The organism is Streptomyces sp. NPDC042346, from assembly GCF_055581845.1.
In genome coordinates this window covers 1-17,809 of the sequence record NZ_JBVJEH010000008.1, presented here as the reverse complement: position 1 = coordinate 17,809, position 17,809 = coordinate 1, and the positions used below count along the sequence as shown (strand labels likewise).

The following is a 17,809-nucleotide window of genomic DNA, read 5'->3' as shown; positions in this document are numbered from 1 at the left end:
ATGACTCAGAACACACGCACCGTTCCGGTGGGCACCCCCACCGACGTCACGCAGAACCACGTCAAGGGCGGCATCGGCGAGTCCACGCTCCGCCCCGACGGCACCCTCAAGGTCACCGGCGAGTTCGCGTACTCCTCGGACATGTGGCACGAGGACATGCTGTGGGGCCAGATCCTGCGGTCCACCGTCGCGCACGCCGAGATCGTGTCCATCGACACCTCCGAGGCCCTCGCGCTGGACGGCGTCTACGCCGTCCTGACGCACGAGGACCTGCCGGCCGCGAAGAACTACGGCATGGAGTTCCAGGACACCCCGGTTCTCGCCTACGGCAAGGTCCGTCACCACGGTGAGCCGGTCGCCCTCGTGGCCGCCGACCACCCGGAGACCGCCCGCCGCGCCGCCGCGAAGATCGTGATCGAGTACCGGGAGCTCCCGGTCGTCACGGACGAGGCCTCGGCCACCGCTCCGGACGCGATCCTGGTCCACGAGAACCGCGACGACCACCACTCCGGTCACGTCCCGCACCCGAACATCGTGCACCGCCAGCCGATCATCCGCGGCAACGCGACCGAGGCCGCCAAGAAGGCCGACGTCATCGTCACGGGCGAGTACACCTTCGGCATGCAGGACCAGGCCTTCCTCGGCCCCGAGTCCGGCCTCGCCGTGCCGGCCGAGGACGGCGGCGTCGACCTGTACGTCGCCACCCAGTGGCTGCACTCCGACCTCAAGCAGATCGCCCCCTGCCTCGGCCTGCCCGAGGAGAAGATCCGCATGACGATGGCGGGTGTCGGCGGCGCGTTCGGCGGCCGCGAGGACATCTCGATGCAGATCCTCGCCTCCATCCTCGCGCTCCGCACCGGCAAGCCGGTCAAGATGGTCTACAACCGGTACGAGTCCTTCTTCGGGCACGTCCACCGGCACCCGGCGAAGCTCTGGTACGAGCACGGCGCCACCAAGGACGGCAAGCTCACGCACATGAAGTGCAAGATCGTGCTCGACGGCGGCGCCTACGCGTCGTCGACGGCCTCGGTCGTCGGCAACGCCTCGTCCCTCTCGGTCGGCCCGTACGTCATCGAGGACGTCGAGATCGAGGCGATCGGCCTCTACACCAACAACCCGCCCTGTGGCGCCATGCGCGGCTTCGGAGCGGTCCAGGCCTGCTTCGCGTACGAGGCCCAGATGGACAAGCTCGCGGCGAAGCTGGGCATGGACCCGGTGGAACTGCGCCAGCTCAACGCCATGGAGCAGGGCACGATCATGCCGACCGGCCAGGTCGTGGACTCCCCGGCCCCGGTCGCCGAGCTGCTGCGCCGGGTCAAGGCCCGCCCGCTGCCGCCGGAGCGCCAGTGGGAGACCGCCGGCGAGGGCGCGGACGTCCGCGCGCTGCCGGGCGGCCTGTCCAACACCACGCACGGCGAGAGCGTCGTGCGGGGCGTCGGCTACGCCGTCGGCATCAAGAACGTCGGCTTCTCCGAGGGCTTCGACGACTATTCGACCGCCAAGATCCGCATGGAGGTCATCAACGGCGAGGCCGTCGCCACCGTCCACACCGCCATGGCGGAGGTCGGCCAGGGCGGCGTCACGATCCACGCGCAGATCGCCCGTACCGAGCTCGGCGTCCAGCAGGTCACCATCCACCCCGCCGACACCCAGGTGGGCTCGGCCGGTTCGACCTCCGCGGGCCGCCAGACGTACATGACCGGCGGCGCCATCAAGAACTCCTGCGAGATCGTCCGCGAGAAGGTCCTGGAGATCGGCCGGCGCAAGTTCGGCTCGTACCACCCCGCGTGGGCCCACGCCGAACTCCTCCTGGAGAGCGGCAAGGTCGTCACCGACGGCGGCGACGTCCTCGCCACCATCGCGGACGTCCTGGAGGACCGGGCCGTGGAGGTCGAGGAGGAGTGGAGGCACCGTCCCACCCAGGCCTTCGACCTCGTCACCGGCCAGGGCGACGGACACGTCCAGTACGCCTTCGCCGCGCACCGCGCGGTGGTGGAGGTCGACACCGAGCTCGGCCTGGTCAAGGTCATCGAACTGGCCTGTGCCCAGGACGTCGGCAAGGCGGTCAACCCGCTCTCCGTCGTCGGCCAGATCCAGGGTGGCACCACCCAGGGCCTGGGCGTCGCGGTGATGGAGGAGATCATCGTCGACCCGAAGACCGCGAAGGTCAGGAACCCCTCCTTCACGGACTACCTGATCCCCACGATCCTCGACACGCCGACCATCCCGGTCGACTACCTCGAGCTGGCCGACCCCAACGCGCCGTACGGCGTCCGGGGCATCGGCGAGGCCCCGACCCTGTCGTCCACCCCGGCCGTCCTCGCGGCGATCCGGGCGGCGACGGGTCTGGAGCTCAACAAGACGCCGGTCCGCCCCGAGGCGCTCACCGGCACCCTGTAGGACTCTCCGGGCGGTGTGTGCCTCCCAAGGAACGTCACACTTCCCCCGCCCGCACCGCCCGGAGTACTTCCCCCCCCCCGGCAGTACCCGCAGTACCCCCGAAGTACCCGCAGTGCCGATTCACATCCGTTCGTCTCGGGCCGTCCCCCGGGTCGTGCAGCCCACGCACCATCCCAAATCCCGCAGCTTCAACCAGATCAGAATCCCTTCGAAGTCTGATGCGGGTGCCCCTTTGAACCTTGGGAGTAGGCCCCATGACCCAGTCGTCCGTGGAGCCCAAGACCGCATCGGAGGACGCGGGCTCCGGCTCCAACGTCCCCGCCGGCCGTTCTTGGCTCGACCGGTACTTTCACATCTCGGAGAGAGGATCCACCGTCGCGACGGAGATCCGCGGCGGCGTCACCACCTTCATGGCGATGGCGTACATTCTCCTGCTCAACCCGATCCTCCTCGGAGGCCCGGACGTCGAGAAGAACGTCCTCGGCTCCTCCGCCGTCATCACGGCGACCGCCCTCGCGGCGGCGGTGACCACCCTGCTGATGGGCTTCATCGGCAAGGTGCCGCTCGTCCTCGCGGCCGGTCTCAGTGTCTCCGGTGTGCTCGCCACCCAGGTCGTGCCCCAGATGACCTGGCCGCAGGCCATGGGCATGTGCGTCGTCTACGGTCTGGTGATCTGTCTCCTGGTGGTCACCGGCCTCCGCGAGATGATCATGAACGCGATTCCGCTCGCGCTCAAGCACGGCATCACCATCGGCATCGGCCTCTTCATCGCGCTGATCGGCTTCAACAAGGCCGGCTTCGTCGGCGCCGGCCCGCAGTTCGGCCCGCCCATCACGATGGGATCCGGCGGTGAACTCGTCGGCTGGCCCGTCCTGATCTTCGCCGTCACCCTGCTCGCGATCTTCGCACTCCAGGCCCGCAAGGTCCCGGGCGCGATCCTCATCGGCATCGTCGCCGGCACCGTCATCTCCCTGATCGTCAACGCGGTCGCCGACATCCCGGCCAAGGGCCCGGGCTCCTGGGCCAACGGCGCGCCCGAGCTCAAGGGCAGCGCGGTCGAGTCCCCGGACTTCTCGCTCTTCGGCGACGTCAGCTTCAGCGGCTGGGGCGACGTCGGCTACATCACCATCGGCGTGATCGTCTTCACCCTGGTCCTCGCCGGCTTCTTCGACGCCATGGCCACCATCATCGGCGTCGGCACCGAGGCCAACCTCGCCGACGACAAGGGCCGGATGCCCGGCCTGTCCAAGGCGCTGTTCATCGACGGCGCGGGCGGCGCGATCGGCGGCGTCTCCGGCGCCTCCGGCCAGACCGTGTTCGTGGAGTCCGCCACCGGCGTCGGCGAAGGCGCCCGAACCGGCTTCTCCTCCGTCATCACCGGCCTGTTCTTCGCGGCCTGCCTCTTCTTCACGCCGATCACCCAGATCGTGCCCCGCGAGGTCGGCTCCGCCGCCCTGGTCGTCATCGGCGCGATGATGATGATGAACGCGAAGCACGTGAACTGGGGCGACAGCGCCGTCGCCATCCCGGTCTTCCTGACCGTCGTGCTGATGCCGTACACGTACAGCATCACCCCGGGTGTCGCGGCCGGCGTCATCGCCTACACCGTCATCAAGGTGGCGCAGGGCAAGGCCCGCGAGGTCGGCGCGTTCATGTGGTGCCTGACGGCGATCTTCATCGTGTTCTTCGCTCTTCACCCGATCGAGAGCTGGCTGGGCGTCAGCTGACGCCGTACCGTCGCCCTCCGCACACACCCAAGGAGACCGAAATGCTGGACATCGCCGAAGAGCTGCACCGGTGGGTCGAGCAGGGACGCACGTTCGCCGTCGCCACCGTGGTGGCGGTCGGCGGCAGCGCGCCCCGGCAGCCCGGAGCCGCTCTCGCCGTCGACAGCGAGGGCACGGCGATCGGCTCGGTCTCCGGCGGGTGTGTGGAGGGTGCGGTCTACGAGCTGTGTCAGCAGGCCCTCGAAGACGGTCAGACCGTCCTGGAGCGCTTCGGCTACAGCGACGAGGACGCCTTCGCGGTCGGTCTGACCTGCGGCGGCGTCATCGACATCCTCGTCACCCCGGTCCGCGGCGGGGTCTTCCCCGCCGCGCTCGCGGCCGCCTCCACGGGGGAGGCGGCCGCTCTCGCCCGGATCGTCGACGGGCCGGCCGAGCTGCGGGGCACCGCCCTCCTCGTCCGCCCCGACGGCTCGTACGAGGGGAGGCTCGGGGGCCACCCCGAGCTGGACCGCACCGCGGCGGGCGAGGCCCGCGCGATGCTCGACGCGGGCCGCACCGGCACCGTCGAGATCGGCCAGGACGGCAGCCGCTGCGGACAGCCGCTGACCCTCCTGGTCGAGTCCTCCGTCCCCGCCCCCCGCATGATCGTCTTCGGTGCCATCGACTTCGCCGCCGCCCTCGTCCGGGTCGGCAAGTTCCTCGGCTACCACGTCACCGTCTGCGACGCGCGGCCCGTCTTCGCGACGCCGGCCCGCTTCCCCGAGGCCGACGAGATCGTCGTCGAGTGGCCCCACCGCTACCTGGAGTCCACGGAGGTCGACGGCCGCACCGTGCTGTGCGTCCTCACCCACGACGCCAAGTTCGACGTGCCCCTCATCAAGGCCGCCCTGAAGCTTCCCGTCGCGTACATCGGCGCGATGGGCTCCCGCCGCACCCACGAGGACCGCAACAAGCGGCTGCGCGAGGTCGGCGTCACCGAGCTCGAACTCGCCCGGCTGCGCTCCCCGATAGGCCTCGACCTCGGCGCGCGTACGCCGGAGGAGACCGCCCTGTCCATCGGCGCCGAGATCGTCGCCAACCGGCGCGGCGGCACCGGCGCCTCGCTCACCGGCGCGCACACCCCGATCCACCACGAAGGCCCCCGCGAGCCCGACGGCCGCATAGGGTCCGTCGCCTGAGACCTGTCCGGGCCTTGAGGGAGCGGTCGGCGCGCGGTCAGTGCGCCTCCCGCCCCCGTACGGTCGACGCCCAGGCGGGCTCCTCCTCGGGGGCCTCCGCCTCGGCCCGACGCCCGCCCCGGGCGAAGAAGTCCGCGAGCGGCAGGATCGCCGCGCCGACCGTCACCGCGTCGGGGCCGAGCGTGCCCATCGCGATGTCGACCCGGGCCGCCGGGTACGTGAGCGCGTACTCCTTCGCGTAGCCCTTGACCGTCTGCAGGAAGCGGGCCCCGAGCTGGAGGCCCGCCCAGCCGCCGACGAGGATGCGCTCGGGCTGGAAGAGATTGATCAGATCGCCGAAGCCGGCGCCCAGGTACTCGGCGGTCTCGTCCAGGACGGCGAGCGCCGTCGCGTCGGGCGTCCGCTCCGTGTCGGCGGGGTACGCGGCGGCCAGCATCGCCGTCAGCGCGGTCTCCTCGTCCGCGCCCGCCGGCGCCGCCCCGCCCGCCTCGCGCCACCGCTCCAACAGGGCTTCCGCGCCCGCGTACGCCTCCAGGCAGCCCAGGGACCCGCAGCGGCAGCGCCGCCCCCGGACGCGCACCGTCAGATGACCCCATTCGAGCGCCCGGCCCGGACCCATCGGGTCCGTGACGACACAGGCGCCGACGCCCGAGCCGAAGAGCACGACCACGGCGCTGCGCGCGCCCCGGCCGGCCCCGAACCACATCTCGGCCTGGCCGAGCGTCTTGGCGCCGTTGTCGATCCGGTACGGGACGGAGGCCGGCAGCTCCACGGCCTCCCGCAGGAGCCGCTCCAGCGGGACGGCGTCCCAGCCGATGGTCTGGCCGTGCACGACGGCGCCGTCCTCGGCGGTACGGGCCACGATGCCGGGCACGCCCACGCCGACGCCGAGGAGCCGCTCGGCGGGGACGCCGGCGATCCGCAGCACCTCCGCGATGCCGTCGCGGACGAGGTCGACGACGAGCCCGACCTCGTACCGGTCGTGCGGGTTGGCGGTGCCCACCGCCAACGGGCTTTCCGTGCGGGCGAGTTCGGTGAGGGTGAGGTCGAAGAGCTCGACCCTGACCCGGGTCTCGCCGACGTCGACGCCGATCATGCAGCCGCTGCCGGGGGTGACCCGCAGCAGGGTGCGGGGCCGTCCGCCGGCCGAGTCGACGCTGCCGGCCTCCTCGACGAGGCCCTCCGCGACGAGCTCGGCGACCACGTTGCTGACGGAGCCCGAGCTCAGTCCGGTCGCCGGCCCCAGCGAGAAGCGGCTCATCGGCCCGTCGAAGTACAGACGGTGGAGGACGGCGGTGCGGTTCTCGCGCCGCAGGTCACGTACCGTGCGGCCGTTCCGCGTGGTCACTGGGCCCCCTGGTTAAGTAGTCCTGACCGAAACATACCGCTGCCGGGACTCGCGGGGCGATTTCCTTGAGGTTTAACGCACAGCCTGAATTAAGGGGCGCGGGGGGTGTGGGGCGCGGGGGTGTGGGGTTATGGGGGCGTGGGGCGCGGGGTTACGCGCCGAGGAGCGTCCGGAGGTGGGCGCAGGCCGCGGCCTCGGTGTCGTGTGTCGCGACGGGCTCGTGGACCCCGCGCTCGTACACCCCGGTCTCCCACGTCGCCGGGCCGGCCCCGGCCCCGCCCGGCCTCGTCCGCAGATAGACGAAGTCGGGCGGGGTGGGCGCCGGTTCGTGGACGCCCTCGATCCAGTAGTACGCCGCGGGCACCCCGGCCTCCCGGAGTGCCCGTTCCAGCGCGTGGCGGTCGGTCACGCGGGGACGCGCACCAGATAGCCGTTGTCGAGCAGCCACTTGACGCTGAGGCGCTGGCCCTCGCCCGGGTTCAGGAAGGCCGGGTCCAGCTTGATCTGGCGGCCGCCGCCGGGCTGCTCGAACCAGGGCGCGATGGAGCCCTCCCAGACCACGAACTCCCGCGTCACCTCGTACAGGTGGTAGTCGCAGGGGAAGGCGGCGTCACGGGTGTTGAGGTTCTGCGGGGGCAGCGCGCGCTTGGCGTAGGCGTCGCCGGCCGGGGCCAGGTAGGAGCCGAACTCCGAGCCGAAGCGGTCGAGGCGCTCACCCTCCTCCAGCAGCTCGGGCGCCTTGTCGACGGTGCCGTTGACCTCGCCGAAGCCGTCGTTCGGCGGGTACTTCCAGCTGCCGGTGTCGGCCGGGCCCTCCCAGTACTTCCTGAGGAAGTCGGCGGAGGAGAGCTTCCCGGTCCGGTGGTAGCGGTTGAGCAGCGGGCCCACCGGCTCCTGCCACTTCTTCGGCAGGAACTTCGGGCCCAGCCGCTTGTCGTCCTGGAACTCCCCGGTGCAGGGCTCCGGGGGAGCGGCGAGGGAGGCCGCCCCGGGCCGGTGCGCGGTGGGAGTCTCGGAGGGTGCGGCCTGCGCCGCGGGGGCCGCGGCGAGGGCGGCGGTCACGCCCATGGCGGCGAGGACGGCACGGATCCTGAAGGCGGTACGGCTGCGCTCCACGCGGAGGTCTCCCTGGGGACGGAGTGGTCACTGGCGCCGCACACAGTAATGGATCACCTGCACAGAGTGATCGAACGTGGGCGTGAACCGGCCATGTCCGTCCAGGTGGCCGTTCAGGCCTTGCGGAGGCCGCTGAGGAGCAGCTCGGCGAGCTGTTCGTACGCCTCGGCGTCGGCCAGACCGGTCGCCGCGGCCACCTGGCGCCGCTGGATGCGGACCATCACCGAGGAGATGACGTCCGCCGCGAAGGTCACGTGCACCTCGCGGAAGACGCCCGCGCGCACGCCCTCCTCGATGAGCTGCTGGACCCGGCCGGCCGCCGCGCGCGTGTTGCGCTCGTACACCTCGGCCGCCGGCTCGAAGGCGGCGACGTCGTCGAAGAACTGCGGCGAGACGGGTGCCAGCTCGGCCGAGACGGCGCGGAGATACGCGGCGAGCCGTTCGGCGGGGTCGGTCGCGGCGGCGAGCACGGCCTCGACCCGGGCCGTGGCGCGCCGGAAGAAGTGCACGACGGCCGCCCGGACGAGCTGCTCCTTGCTGCCGGCCAGGCCGTACAGCGTGCGCTTCGAGCAGCGCAGGCGGGCGGCGAGGTCGTCGAGCGTCAGGCGGGCGAAGCCCTCGCCGACGAGCAGGGCGACGAGCTCCTCGAAGAGGGCGGTGCGGCGCGCCGCCCCGCGACCCGTCAGTTTCGGGGCGTCGGCGGAGGAGGTCTCGATCACGCCGCCAGTATTCCAGGCCGCGCCTCGCCGAGGCCTTGAGCCCTGCTGAGGGGGTCGGCGAGGGGGTTACGCCGATTCCCTCCTGCGCTACGCTAAGCGGTACTGCAGTACCTGTCCCAGTACCACTTTGCGCGCCGCTGGAGTCGCCATGGATGTCGACCGCCTGCTTCCCACCCCCGAAGCGGCGGACCTCATCGCCCTCACCCGGGAGATCGCCGACAAGGAGCTCTCTCCGCGGGTGAACGAGCACGAGGCCGCCGAGACCTATCCCGAAGGTCTCTTCACCACCCTCGGAGAGGCCGGGCTCCTCGGCCTCGCCTACCCCGAGGAGTACGGCGGCGGAGGCCAGCCGTACGAGGTCTACCTTCAGGTCCTGGAGGAGCTCGCCGCGCGCTGGGCGGCCGTCGCCGTCGCCACCAGCGTCCACACGCTGGCCTGCCACCCGCTCCACACCTTCGGCACGGCGGAGCAGAAGGAGAGCTGGCTGCCCGCGATGCTGGAGGGCCGGGCCATCGGCGGCTACAGCCTCTCCGAACCGCAGGCCGGCTCGGACGCGGCCGCCCTCTCCTGCAAGGCCGAGCTCCAGGACGACGGCAGCAGCTACCGCGTGACCGGCACCAAGGCCTGGATCACCCACGGCGGCAAGGCCGACTTCTACGCCCTCTTCGCGCGGACCGCCCCCGGCAGCCACGGCATCTCCTGCTTCCTCGCCCCGGGCGAGGCCGAAGGGCTGAGCTTCGGCCTGCCCGAGCGGAAGATGGGCCTCCAGGCGGTCCCGACCACCTCCGCGTACTGGGACGGCGCCCTCCTCGACGCCGACCGGCGCATCGGGGAGGAGGGCCAGGGCCTCCAGATCGCCTTCAGCGCCCTCGACAGCGGCCGCCTCGGCATCGCCGCCTGCGCGACGGGCCTCGCCCAGGCCGCGCTGGACGCCGCCGTGGACTACGCCAACGAACGCACCACCTTCGGCCGGCGGATCGTCGACCACCAGGGCCTCGGCTTCCTCCTCGCCGACATGGCCGCCGCGGTCGACGCGGCCCGCGCCACCTACCTGGACGCGGCCCGCCGCCGCGACCTCGGCCGCCCCTTCAGCCGCCAGGCCAGCGCGGCCAAGCTCATCGCCACCGACACGGCGATGAAGGTCACCACGGACGCCGTCCAGGTCCTCGGCGGCTACGGCTACACCCGCGACTTCCCCGTGGAGCGCTACATGCGCGAGGCGAAGATCATGCAGATCTTCGAGGGGACGAACCAGATCCAGCGGCTGGTCATCAGCCGGGGCCTGGCGCGGCCCGAGTAGAGCCCGGCGGCGCAGCCCCCTCGGTCTACTTGCCGAGGGTGGCGACGCCGGCCTGGGCGAACTTCTCGTCGAGGTCGCCGGAGGGGGCGCCGGCGACGCCGATGCCGGCGATGGGGGCGCCCTTGGCGGTGACGGGGGCGCCGCCCGCGAGGAAGAGCGTGCCGGGGATGTCCTTGAGGGTGGGGGCGTTGGTCAGGCGCTTGGCGAGCTCGGAGGTGGGGGCGTTCCAGGAGACGGCGGTGTACGCCTTCTTCACGGCGGACTCGTAGGACTGGGGTCCGGCGCCGTCGCCGCGGAGAGTGACGATGGTGTTGCCGTTGCGGTCGACGACGGCGACGGAGACCCGCTGGTTCTCCTTCTCGGCGGCGTCCAGGGTCGCCTGCGCGGCCTTCGTCGCGGCCTCGATCGTCAGGTGCGTCGAGCGCGTCGTGTTCTTGTTCTTCGCGTCCGTCTTCGCGTCCGTCTTCGCGGCGGCGGCCGGGGCGGCCGTCGTGTCCTCGTCGGTGGCGCTGGCGGAGTAGGCACCGAAGCCGCCGAGCGCGAGGGCCGCGACGAGCGCGCCGCCGGTCACGACACGGGTGCGCGAGGAGGCCTTCTTCACGTGCTTCATGGGGTCTGCTCCAGTGAACTCGGGGAACTGCGCGGGCCGTCGGGGGGACCGACCCGCTCTCTCCCTTCCATCCTGGGGTCGTTCCGCGCCGCGCCCGTCGGCGGCCCGGCTGCACCCGCGGGGCACAACGGTGGACCCCGGGGTCAGCCGATCGGTTGATCCGGCGTCGCTTCCTGCCCCTCCGTGCCCTCCCTCGCCAGTGCGGCGAAGGCCTCCGCCGCCGCGCTCCGGTAGCCGCCGGAGCGGCGCAGGAGGGCGACGCCGCGGGACGGGAGCGCGGGGGAGAGGGGAACGGGCGTCAGATACGGGTGGTCCCGGGTGACGGCGTCGGGGAGGACCGTCGCCAGCGCCGTACGCCGCACGATCTCGGTGAGCGCGCTGACGGAGTTGGCCTCCACCGCGATCCGGGGCCGGACCCGGTGCTCGGCCACGTACGCGTCGATGTGTCGCCGGGTCGCGAAGTCCTCGCTCAGCAAGGCGAGCTGATGATCCATCAACTCCGCGACCGGCAGCGGCTCGGTGCGGCCCGCGTACGGGTGGGCGGGGCCGACGACGAGCCCCAGGGTCTCGGTGAAGAGCTCCGCGGCCTCGATGCCCGGGAGGTGGACGCCCTCGAAGGCGATGCCGAGATCCAGGCGGTCGGCGAGGAGTTCGGTCTCGACGCGGTCCTGCGGCAGCTCCCGCACCTCCACGGTGATGCCGGGGTGGCGCGTGTGGAACGCGGCGACGAGCGGACCCGTCAGGTAGGCCGTGAAGGTGGGGGTGACCGCGAGCCGGAGGTGGCCGCGCGAGAGGTCCCGTACGTCGAGCACCGCCCGCTCGCCCGCCGCCAGGTCCCGGAGCGCGCCACGGGCGTACCGCGCATAGGTCTCCCCGGCGTCCGTGAGACGCACGGTCCGGCCGGTGCGGTCCAGGAGCTGGACCCCGAGGGCCTTCTCCAGCTGCTTGATCTGCTGGGAGAGCGTGGGCTGGGCGATGCGGAGCTCTTCGGCGGCGCGGGTGAAGTTGGCGTGCTCGGCGACGGCGAGGAGATAGCGGAGGTGGCGGAGTTCCGGCTGCATGGGACCAGTCTAGATCGACTATAGATCTCATCTATGGCAGATATCGATGACCGGTCTTGGACGCTATAGCCCCTGGTCGTGCAGGGTGAAGGCATGCCTCATCTCGCCGAGGGAATCGACCGCTTCCAGCGGGAGGTCTTCCCTGCCAAGGCCGGGCTCTTCGCCCGCCTGGCCACCGTCCACCGTCCCCGCACCCTCTTCATCGGCTGCTCCGACGCCCGCGTCGTCCCCGAACTGATCACCCAGACCGACCCGGGCGAGCTCTTCGTCATCCGCACCGCCGGCAACCTCGTCCCCGCCCACACCCCGGCCGGCGACGCGGTGTCCGCCGGCGTCGAGTACGCCGTCGCGGTCCTCGGCGTGCGGGACGTCATCGTCTGCGGGCACTCCGCCTGCGGCGCGATGACCGCGCTCGCCGAGGGCCACGACCTCGGCTCCGCACCCGCCGTCGCCGCCTGGCTGCGGCACGCGGACGCCTCCCTGGCCCGCACCGCCGCGACCGGCCGCCAGGGGGACGTGTCCGCCCTGGTGCGCGAGAACGTCGCCGCCCAACTGGCGAACCTCGCCACCCACCCCTCGGTCGCCCGCGCGCTGGCCGAGGGAGACATCCGGCTGCACGGCTGGGTCTTCGACATCGCCCAGGGCTCCGTCGAGGAGCTCGACACCGTCGCCCGCCCCGCCGTCGCCGCCGCCTGATCCCCGAAACCCCTCCAGGAAGAAGGAGTACCTCTCATGGTGCACGCCCAGTTCGACCCCACAGCCCGCCGCGAGCTCGCCCTCACCGCCGTCGAGGCCAAGACCGTCAAGGACCTGACCTGGCAGCAGATCGCGGACGCCGCAGGGTTCTCCGTCGCCTTCACCACCGCCGCCGTGCTCGGCCAGCACGCCCTGCCGGAGCCGGCCGCGCGGGCGGTCGCCGAGCTCCTCGGCCTCGACGAGGACGCGGTACGGCTGCTGCGCACGATCCCCACCCGGGGATCCATCGACGGCGGCATCCCGACCGACCCGACGATCTACCGCTTCTACGAGATGCTCCAGGTCTACGGAACCACCCTCAAGGCCCTGGTCCACGAGGAGTTCGGCGACGGCATCATCTCCGCGATCAACTTCAAGCTCCACGTCGAGAAGGTCGCCGACCCCGAGGGCGGCGAGCGTGCCGTCATCACGCTCGACGGCAAGTACCTGCCGACCAAGCCCTTCTGACGGAAGCTCAGACCGAAGGAGAGGAGACCCTCGCGCCCAGCAGGGCCAGGGAGTTCGCCCACAGGACGTCGAAGCGCCCCACGTCGTCGTACAGCTTGGCGAAGAGCACCTGGCCCTCCAGCTGGGCGACGAGGGCGCGCGCGGCCCCGCGGTCGTCGGCGACGGTGACCTCGCCGCGCCCGCGGGCCTCGGCGACGGTCTCCTCCACCAGGGCCACCTGCTCGTCGAAGATCTCCCGCAGGCGCTCGCGCACGGTCGCCGTGCCGGTGCTCATCTCCAGGGCCAGGTTCCCGAGGAGGCAGCCCGTGACGGTGCCGCAGCTCCGCTGCCCGGCGCGCAGCTCGGCCGCGGTGACGTCGTAGAGCCTCCGCAGCCCCTGGAGGGGAGGGACGTCCCGGTCCAGGGCGCGGGTCCACTCGGCTCGCTGGGCGGTCCAGTGCTCGTCGACGACCGCGAGGGCCAGCTCCTCCTTGGAGGCGAAGAAGTAGTAGAAGCTGCCCTTCGGCACTCCGGCCGCCTTGCAGATCTCCGCCACGCCCAGGGCGGAGTAGCCGCGCGACAGCATCAGCGTCTTCGCGGCGGTCAGGATCCGCTCCCGCGCGTCACTCGTTCGCCCCATGGCGGAAGTGTACGACCGGTCGACCACCGCTCGGGGATGTCCTGGTTCCGCTTCCGGGGGCGCTGCCTGCGGTTCTATGGTGGGCGGCGCAGATCGCGCGGACCGCGCGGTCCACCGCGGGCATGTGCCCGATCCGGCGGCCACCCCGGCGGCAGGGTCCCACCCGCACGACACGAACGAGGAGTTCCATGGACATCGCCGGCTCCGCCGCTCTCGTCACCGGCGCCGCTTCCGGCCTCGGCGCCGCCACGGCCGCCGCGCTCGCCGCCCGTGGCGCCGCCGTCTACGGCCTCGACCTGGACAAGGCCGTCGCGGCCGCCGGGCCGCTGCCCGACGGCGTCCGCCTGCTCGCCGCGGACGTCACCGACGAGGACCAGGTGCGCGAGGCCCTGGCCGCGATCGACGCCGACGGCGCCGAGCTCCGGCTCGCCGTGAACTGCGCGGGCATCGCCCCCTCCGCCCGCATCCTGGGCCGCAAGGGGCCGCACGACCTCGACCTGTTCCGTACGGTCCTCAACGTCAACCTGCTCGGGACGTTCAACGTGATGCGGCTCGCCGCCGAGAGCATCGCCCGGCACGAGCCCGACGAGCACGGGCAGCGCGGCCTCGTCGTCAACACCGCCTCGATCGCCGCCTTCGAGGGCCAGGTCGGCCAGATCGCCTACGCCGCCTCCAAGGCGGGCGTCGCGGGCATGACCGTCACCGCCGCCCGCGACCTCGCGCAGTTCGGCATCCGGGTCGTCACCGTCGCCCCCGGCATCGTCGACACCCCGATGATGGCCGGGTTCGGGGAGGACGTCAGGGCCGGTCTCGCCGCGAGCGTGACCTTCCCGCAGCGCCTCGCGCGCCCGGAGGAGTACGCCCGGCTGGTCACGATGATCGCCGAGCACGACTACCTCAACGGCGAGACGATCCGGATGGACGGCGCCCTGCGCATGGCCCCGCGCTGAGCCTCCGTACCCCCGATGCAGCACTCGGTGCCGGATTCTCCCGGCACCAAGTGCCGCATCGGCCGGTCCGAGTGTTAGGTTCGGGCCATGGGAACAGCCTCGACGAACACTCCGAAGCCCGCGATGCGGGACTCCCTCATCGCCGCGGCCTTCCAGCTCTTCCTTGAGCGCGGCTACGAACAGACCACCGTCGACGACATCGTCACGCTCGCGGGCGTCGGCCGCCGCTCCTTCTTCCGGTACTTCCCGTCGAAGGAGGACGTGGTCTTCCCCGACCACGAGCAGTGCCTCGCCGACATGACCCGCTTCCTCGCCGCGAGCGCCGACTCCGACGACCCGGTCGTCCGCGTCTGCGACGCCGCCCGGCTCGTCATGCGGATGTACGCCGAGAACCCGACCTTCTCCGTGCAGCGCTACCGGCTCACCCGCGAGGTGACCGGACTGCGGACGTACGAGCTCTCGGTCGTCTGGCGGTACGAGAAGACCCTCGGCGACTATCTGCGCACCCGCTGGGCCGACCGCCGGGACGGCACCCTGCGCGCCAACGTGGTCGCGGCGGCCGTCGTCGCCGCCCACAACCACGCCCTGCGCCACTGGCTGCGCTCGGGAGGCGAGGGCGACCCGCTGGCCGAGGTCGACCGGGCCCTGGAGTTCGTCCGCGCCACCTGGAGCCCGGACACGGTCGCGGACGCGCCGGCCGAGGAGACCGAGGACGTCGTGGTGGTGATCACCAAGCGGTCCACCCCCATGTGGCGCGTGGTGCGCGAGGTGGAGTCGAGCCTCGGCGAGGACTGACGGAAGCAGTGAGGAGAGGGCTGGGGGAAGTCCCGGCCCCTCCCGATGCCCCTGGGTTCTCGGTATCTCGAATTGAGGGAACTCAGGTCTTTATTTGATGGCACTCAGTGCCATATCTTTGCCCTGCACGGTCGAGCCGCCGAGTGCAAGGAGAAGGCATCGTGTTCCACACGGGACTGAGGAGCGGGACCGCCGTCCAGGTGGACGAGTCGGCCCCCGACTCCGAGCTCTACTTCCAGCGCTGCCGCTGGTGCCACACCACGACGTTCCAGCGCCTGCTCTGTCCGACCTGCGGGTCGACGGACCTCTCGCCCGAACTCAGCGGGGGCGAGGGCGTGATCTCCGTACGGCGCGGGGTCGCCGCGGCCGACGCCGACCTCTGGCCGGTCCACATGACGGAGGGCTTCGTGGTCCGCTGCCGCGTCGACGGGCCGCTGCACGCGGTGCGCCCCGGGGTCCGGGTCAAGCTCTCCTCGGGCGTCGGCGTGACCGGTCGCAGGCCGGTCGTCCGGCTCTGCGAGGAGGTCCCGCTCGACGGCTGGTTCTGAGCCGCGCGACGACATGAAAGGGGCGGGTGAGTGGCACAGAGTGCCACTCACCCGCCCCTTACCGTTGGGCGGCGAGGACGGTCAGCGGGCGCCGATCTCGTCCGTGAGCTGCGGCAGCACCTCGAAGAGGTCGCCGACCACGCCGTAGTCCACGAGGTCGAAGATCGGGGCCTCGGGGTCCTTGTTGACGGCCACGATCGTCTTCGACGTCTGCATGCCCGCCCGGTGCTGGATCGCACCGGAGATGCCCGCCGCGACGTACAGCTGCGGCGAGACCTGCTTGCCGGTCTGGCCGACCTGGTTGGCGTGCGGGTACCAGCCGGCGTCCACGGCGGCGCGGGAGGCGCCGACGGCCGCGCCGAGCGAGTCGGCCAGCTTCTCGACGACCGCGAAGCCCTCGGCGGCGCCGACGCCGCGGCCGCCGGAGACCACGATCGCGGACTCGGTCAGCTCGGGGCGGCCGGTGGAGACGCGCGGGGTACGCGAGACGACCTTCGCGGCGTTGCCGGTGAAGGCGACGGCGACGTTCTCGACCGTGCCGGCGGCCGGGGCGGCCTCCGGGGCGGCGGAGTTCGGCTTGACGGTGATGACCGGGACGCCGTGCGAGACCGTCGAGCGCACCTGGTACGAGGCGGCGAAGACGGACTGCGTGGCGACCGGGCCGTTTTCGCCGGCCTCCAGCTCCACGGCGTCGGTGATCAGACCGGAGCCGAGGCGCAGCGCGACCCGGGCGGCGATCTCCTTGCCCTCGCCGGAGGAGGTCACCAGGACGGCGGCGGCCCCCTTCTCCTTGGCGAGCTGGGTCAGCGCGTCGACCTTCGGGACGACCAGCTGGTCGGTGAACTCGGCGCCGTCCGCGACGTACACGGTGGCCGCGCCGTACTCGCCCGCCTTGGCGGCGATCGAGGCGGCGGCCTCGCCGGCGCCGAGGACGACCGCCGTGGGCTCGCCGATGCGGCGGGCCAGGGTGAGGAGTTCGAGGGCCGGCTTGCGGACCGCACCGTCGGCGTGGTCCACGAGAACCAGGATCTCAGCCATGATTCATTGCTCCTGAGTGGGTGTCTGGCTGACGGTGGGTCAGATGAACTTCTGGGTGGCGAGGAAGGCGGCGAGCTGCTTGCCGCCGTCGCCCTCGTCGGTGACGATCGTGCCCTGCGTACGGGCCGGGCGCGCGGCCACCGCGTCGACGAGGGTCCAGGACCCGGCGAGGCCCACCTCGTCGGCGTCGATGTCCAGGTCGTCCAGGTCCAGCTCCTCGACCGGCTTCTTCTTGGCGGCCATGATCCCCTTGAAGGAGGGGTAACGGGCCTCGCCGGACTGGTCGGTGACCGAGACGACGGCCGGGAGCGGGGCCTCCAGGAGCTCGGTGGCGGAGTCGCCGTCGCGGCGGCCCTTCACCGTGTCGCCGTCGACCGAGACCTCGGAGAGCAGCGTCACCTGCGGCACGTTCAGCCGCTCGGCGAGCAGGGCCGGCAGGACGCCCATCGTGCCGTCGGTCGAGGCCATGCCGCAGACGACCAGGTCGAAACCGGTCTTCTCCAGGGCCTTGGCCAGGATCGCGGAGGTGGCGATGACGTCGGAGCCGTGGATGTCCTCGTCGTTGACGTGGACGGCCTTGTCGGCACCCATCGACAGCGCCTTGCGCAGCGCGTCCTTGGCGTCGTCCGGGCCCACGGTCACGACGGTGACCTCGGCGTCGTCGGACTCTTCCGAGATGCGCAGCGCCTGCTCGACCGCGTACTCGTCCAGCTCCGAGAGGAGGCCGTCGACGGCCTCGCGGTCGGTCGTCAGGTCGTCGGCGAACCCGCGGTCGCCGGTCGCGTCGGGGACGTACTTCACACAGACAGCGATCTTCAGAGTCACGGCCTGTCTCCTTTCAACGGATGGGGGATAGGGGGTGCGGCGGGGCAGGGTCCCCTAAGGGAGGTTGCGGGCCATGACGATGCGCTGGACCTGGTTGGTGCCTTCGTAGATCTGGGTGATCTTGGCGTCGCGCATCATGCGCTCGACGGGGTAGTCGCGGGTGTAGCCGTAGCCGCCGAGGAGCTGGACGGCGTCGATGGTGACCTCCATGGCGACGTCGGAGGCGAAGCACTTGGCCGCGGCGCCGAAGAAGGTCAGGGCCTCCTTCTCGCTTCCCGCGGAGACGCGCTCGCTCTTCGCGGCGGCGGCGTAGGTGAGCTGGCGGGCGGCTTCGAGCTTCATGGCCATGTCGGCGAGCATGAACTGCACGCC

General features: G+C 71.8%; 19 protein-coding genes. 9 read left to right on the top strand and 10 right to left on the bottom strand.

What is annotated here, in order from left to right; genetic code table 11:
* The 3 genes from pucD to ACZ6K0_RS28210 all read left to right on the top strand — a co-directional run bounded on the left by pucD (window position 1) and on the right by ACZ6K0_RS28210 (window position 5,305).
* Entirely contained in the window at window positions 1-2,400 is a 2,400-nt protein-coding gene (gene pucD, locus ACZ6K0_RS28220) for a xanthine dehydrogenase subunit D (protein WP_469233005.1), read from the top strand.
* 254 nt (window positions 2,401-2,654) lie between these two features.
* Window positions 2,655-4,127: an NCS2 family permease gene (locus tag ACZ6K0_RS28215; RefSeq protein WP_376400591.1), complete on the top strand. Its 1,473-nt coding sequence runs from the start codon at window positions 2,655-2,657 to the stop codon at window positions 4,125-4,127.
* A gap of 41 nt (window positions 4,128-4,168) precedes the next feature.
* On the top strand, window positions 4,169-5,305 hold the full coding sequence (locus ACZ6K0_RS28210; protein ID WP_469233007.1) for an XdhC family protein: 1,137 nt from the start codon (window positions 4,169-4,171) through the stop codon (window positions 5,303-5,305).
* A gap of 37 nt (window positions 5,306-5,342) precedes the next feature.
* Here ACZ6K0_RS28210 and ACZ6K0_RS28205 read toward each other — a convergent pair whose 3' ends face one another.
* The 4 genes from ACZ6K0_RS28205 to ACZ6K0_RS28190 all read right to left on the bottom strand — a co-directional run bounded on the left by ACZ6K0_RS28205 (window position 5,343) and on the right by ACZ6K0_RS28190 (window position 8,488).
* On the bottom strand, window positions 5,343-6,653 hold the full coding sequence (locus ACZ6K0_RS28205) for an ROK family transcriptional regulator (RefSeq protein ID WP_469233009.1): 1,311 nt from the start codon (window positions 6,651-6,653) through the stop codon (window positions 5,343-5,345).
* 151 nt (window positions 6,654-6,804) lie between these two features.
* Window positions 6,805-7,062, bottom strand: a complete 258-nt coding sequence (locus tag ACZ6K0_RS28200; RefSeq protein ID WP_376400583.1) for a hypothetical protein — start codon at window positions 7,060-7,062, stop codon at window positions 6,805-6,807.
* Window positions 7,059-7,721 carry a TNT domain-containing protein gene (locus ACZ6K0_RS28195; protein ID WP_469233046.1) on the bottom strand — a complete coding sequence of 221 codons (663 nt, stop codon included), beginning with the start codon at window positions 7,719-7,721 and terminating at the stop codon, window positions 7,059-7,061. Before ACZ6K0_RS28195 ends, ACZ6K0_RS28200 begins: the two co-directional genes overlap by 4 nt.
* 161 nt (window positions 7,722-7,882) lie before the next feature.
* Window positions 7,883-8,488 (bottom strand): TetR/AcrR family transcriptional regulator, encoded by a 606-nt coding sequence (locus ACZ6K0_RS28190; protein WP_376400580.1) that lies wholly within the window; start codon window positions 8,486-8,488, stop codon window positions 7,883-7,885.
* 148 nt (window positions 8,489-8,636) lie between these two features.
* Here ACZ6K0_RS28190 and ACZ6K0_RS28185 point away from each other — a divergent pair, with 148 nt between their 5' ends.
* Window positions 8,637-9,788 carry an acyl-CoA dehydrogenase family protein gene (locus ACZ6K0_RS28185; RefSeq protein ID WP_376400577.1) on the top strand — a complete coding sequence of 384 codons (1,152 nt, stop codon included), beginning with the start codon at window positions 8,637-8,639 and terminating at the stop codon, window positions 9,786-9,788.
* Between the two features lie 25 nt (window positions 9,789-9,813).
* Here ACZ6K0_RS28185 and ACZ6K0_RS28180 read toward each other — a convergent pair whose 3' ends face one another.
* Both ACZ6K0_RS28180 and cynR read right to left on the bottom strand, forming a co-directional pair.
* Window positions 9,814-10,389, bottom strand: coding sequence for a GlcG/HbpS family heme-binding protein (locus tag ACZ6K0_RS28180; protein ID WP_469233048.1), 576 nt, complete (start codon window positions 10,387-10,389; stop codon window positions 9,814-9,816).
* A gap of 152 nt (window positions 10,390-10,541) precedes the next feature.
* Window positions 10,542-11,459: a transcriptional regulator CynR gene (gene cynR, locus ACZ6K0_RS28175; protein WP_469233012.1), complete on the bottom strand. Its 918-nt coding sequence runs from the start codon at window positions 11,457-11,459 to the stop codon at window positions 10,542-10,544.
* Between the two features lie 93 nt (window positions 11,460-11,552).
* On the opposite strand from cynR, the gene ACZ6K0_RS28170 reads away from it, so the two are divergent.
* Window positions 11,553-12,155: a carbonic anhydrase gene (locus tag ACZ6K0_RS28170; RefSeq protein WP_376400572.1), complete on the top strand. Its 603-nt coding sequence runs from the start codon at window positions 11,553-11,555 to the stop codon at window positions 12,153-12,155.
* A gap of 36 nt (window positions 12,156-12,191) precedes the next feature.
* A complete protein-coding gene (gene cynS, locus ACZ6K0_RS28165; RefSeq protein ID WP_376400569.1) occupies window positions 12,192-12,662 on the top strand; it encodes a cyanase in 471 nt (156 codons plus the stop codon).
* Window positions 12,663-12,669: 7 nt separating this feature from the next.
* Here the strand turns inward: cynS and ACZ6K0_RS28160 are convergent, their stop codons facing one another.
* Window positions 12,670-13,281, bottom strand: coding sequence for a TetR/AcrR family transcriptional regulator (locus tag ACZ6K0_RS28160; protein ID WP_376400566.1), 612 nt, complete (start codon window positions 13,279-13,281; stop codon window positions 12,670-12,672).
* Between the two features lie 188 nt (window positions 13,282-13,469).
* On the opposite strand from ACZ6K0_RS28160, the gene ACZ6K0_RS28155 reads away from it, so the two are divergent.
* From ACZ6K0_RS28155 to ACZ6K0_RS28145, 3 genes are all read left to right on the top strand, one after another.
* Window positions 13,470-14,231, top strand: coding sequence for an SDR family NAD(P)-dependent oxidoreductase (locus tag ACZ6K0_RS28155; RefSeq protein WP_469233015.1), 762 nt, complete (start codon window positions 13,470-13,472; stop codon window positions 14,229-14,231).
* A gap of 87 nt (window positions 14,232-14,318) precedes the next feature.
* On the top strand, window positions 14,319-15,026 hold the full coding sequence (locus ACZ6K0_RS28150; RefSeq protein WP_469233017.1) for a TetR/AcrR family transcriptional regulator: 708 nt from the start codon (window positions 14,319-14,321) through the stop codon (window positions 15,024-15,026).
* A 161-nt stretch (window positions 15,027-15,187) separates the two neighbouring features.
* Window positions 15,188-15,574, top strand: a complete 387-nt coding sequence (locus tag ACZ6K0_RS28145; protein WP_376400557.1) for a zinc ribbon domain-containing protein — start codon at window positions 15,188-15,190, stop codon at window positions 15,572-15,574.
* An 81-nt stretch (window positions 15,575-15,655) separates the two neighbouring features.
* Here ACZ6K0_RS28145 and ACZ6K0_RS28140 read toward each other — a convergent pair whose 3' ends face one another.
* The 3 genes from ACZ6K0_RS28140 to ACZ6K0_RS28130 all read right to left on the bottom strand — a co-directional run.
* A complete protein-coding gene (locus ACZ6K0_RS28140) occupies window positions 15,656-16,612 on the bottom strand; it encodes an electron transfer flavoprotein subunit alpha/FixB family protein (protein ID WP_469233019.1) in 957 nt (318 codons plus the stop codon).
* A 39-nt stretch (window positions 16,613-16,651) separates the two neighbouring features.
* A complete protein-coding gene (locus tag ACZ6K0_RS28135) occupies window positions 16,652-17,437 on the bottom strand; it encodes an electron transfer flavoprotein subunit beta/FixA family protein (RefSeq protein WP_055640741.1) in 786 nt (261 codons plus the stop codon).
* Between the two features lie 54 nt (window positions 17,438-17,491).
* On the bottom strand, window positions 17,492-17,809 hold a 318-nt coding region (locus tag ACZ6K0_RS28130; RefSeq protein ID WP_376400550.1), incomplete at its 5' end, for an acyl-CoA dehydrogenase family protein.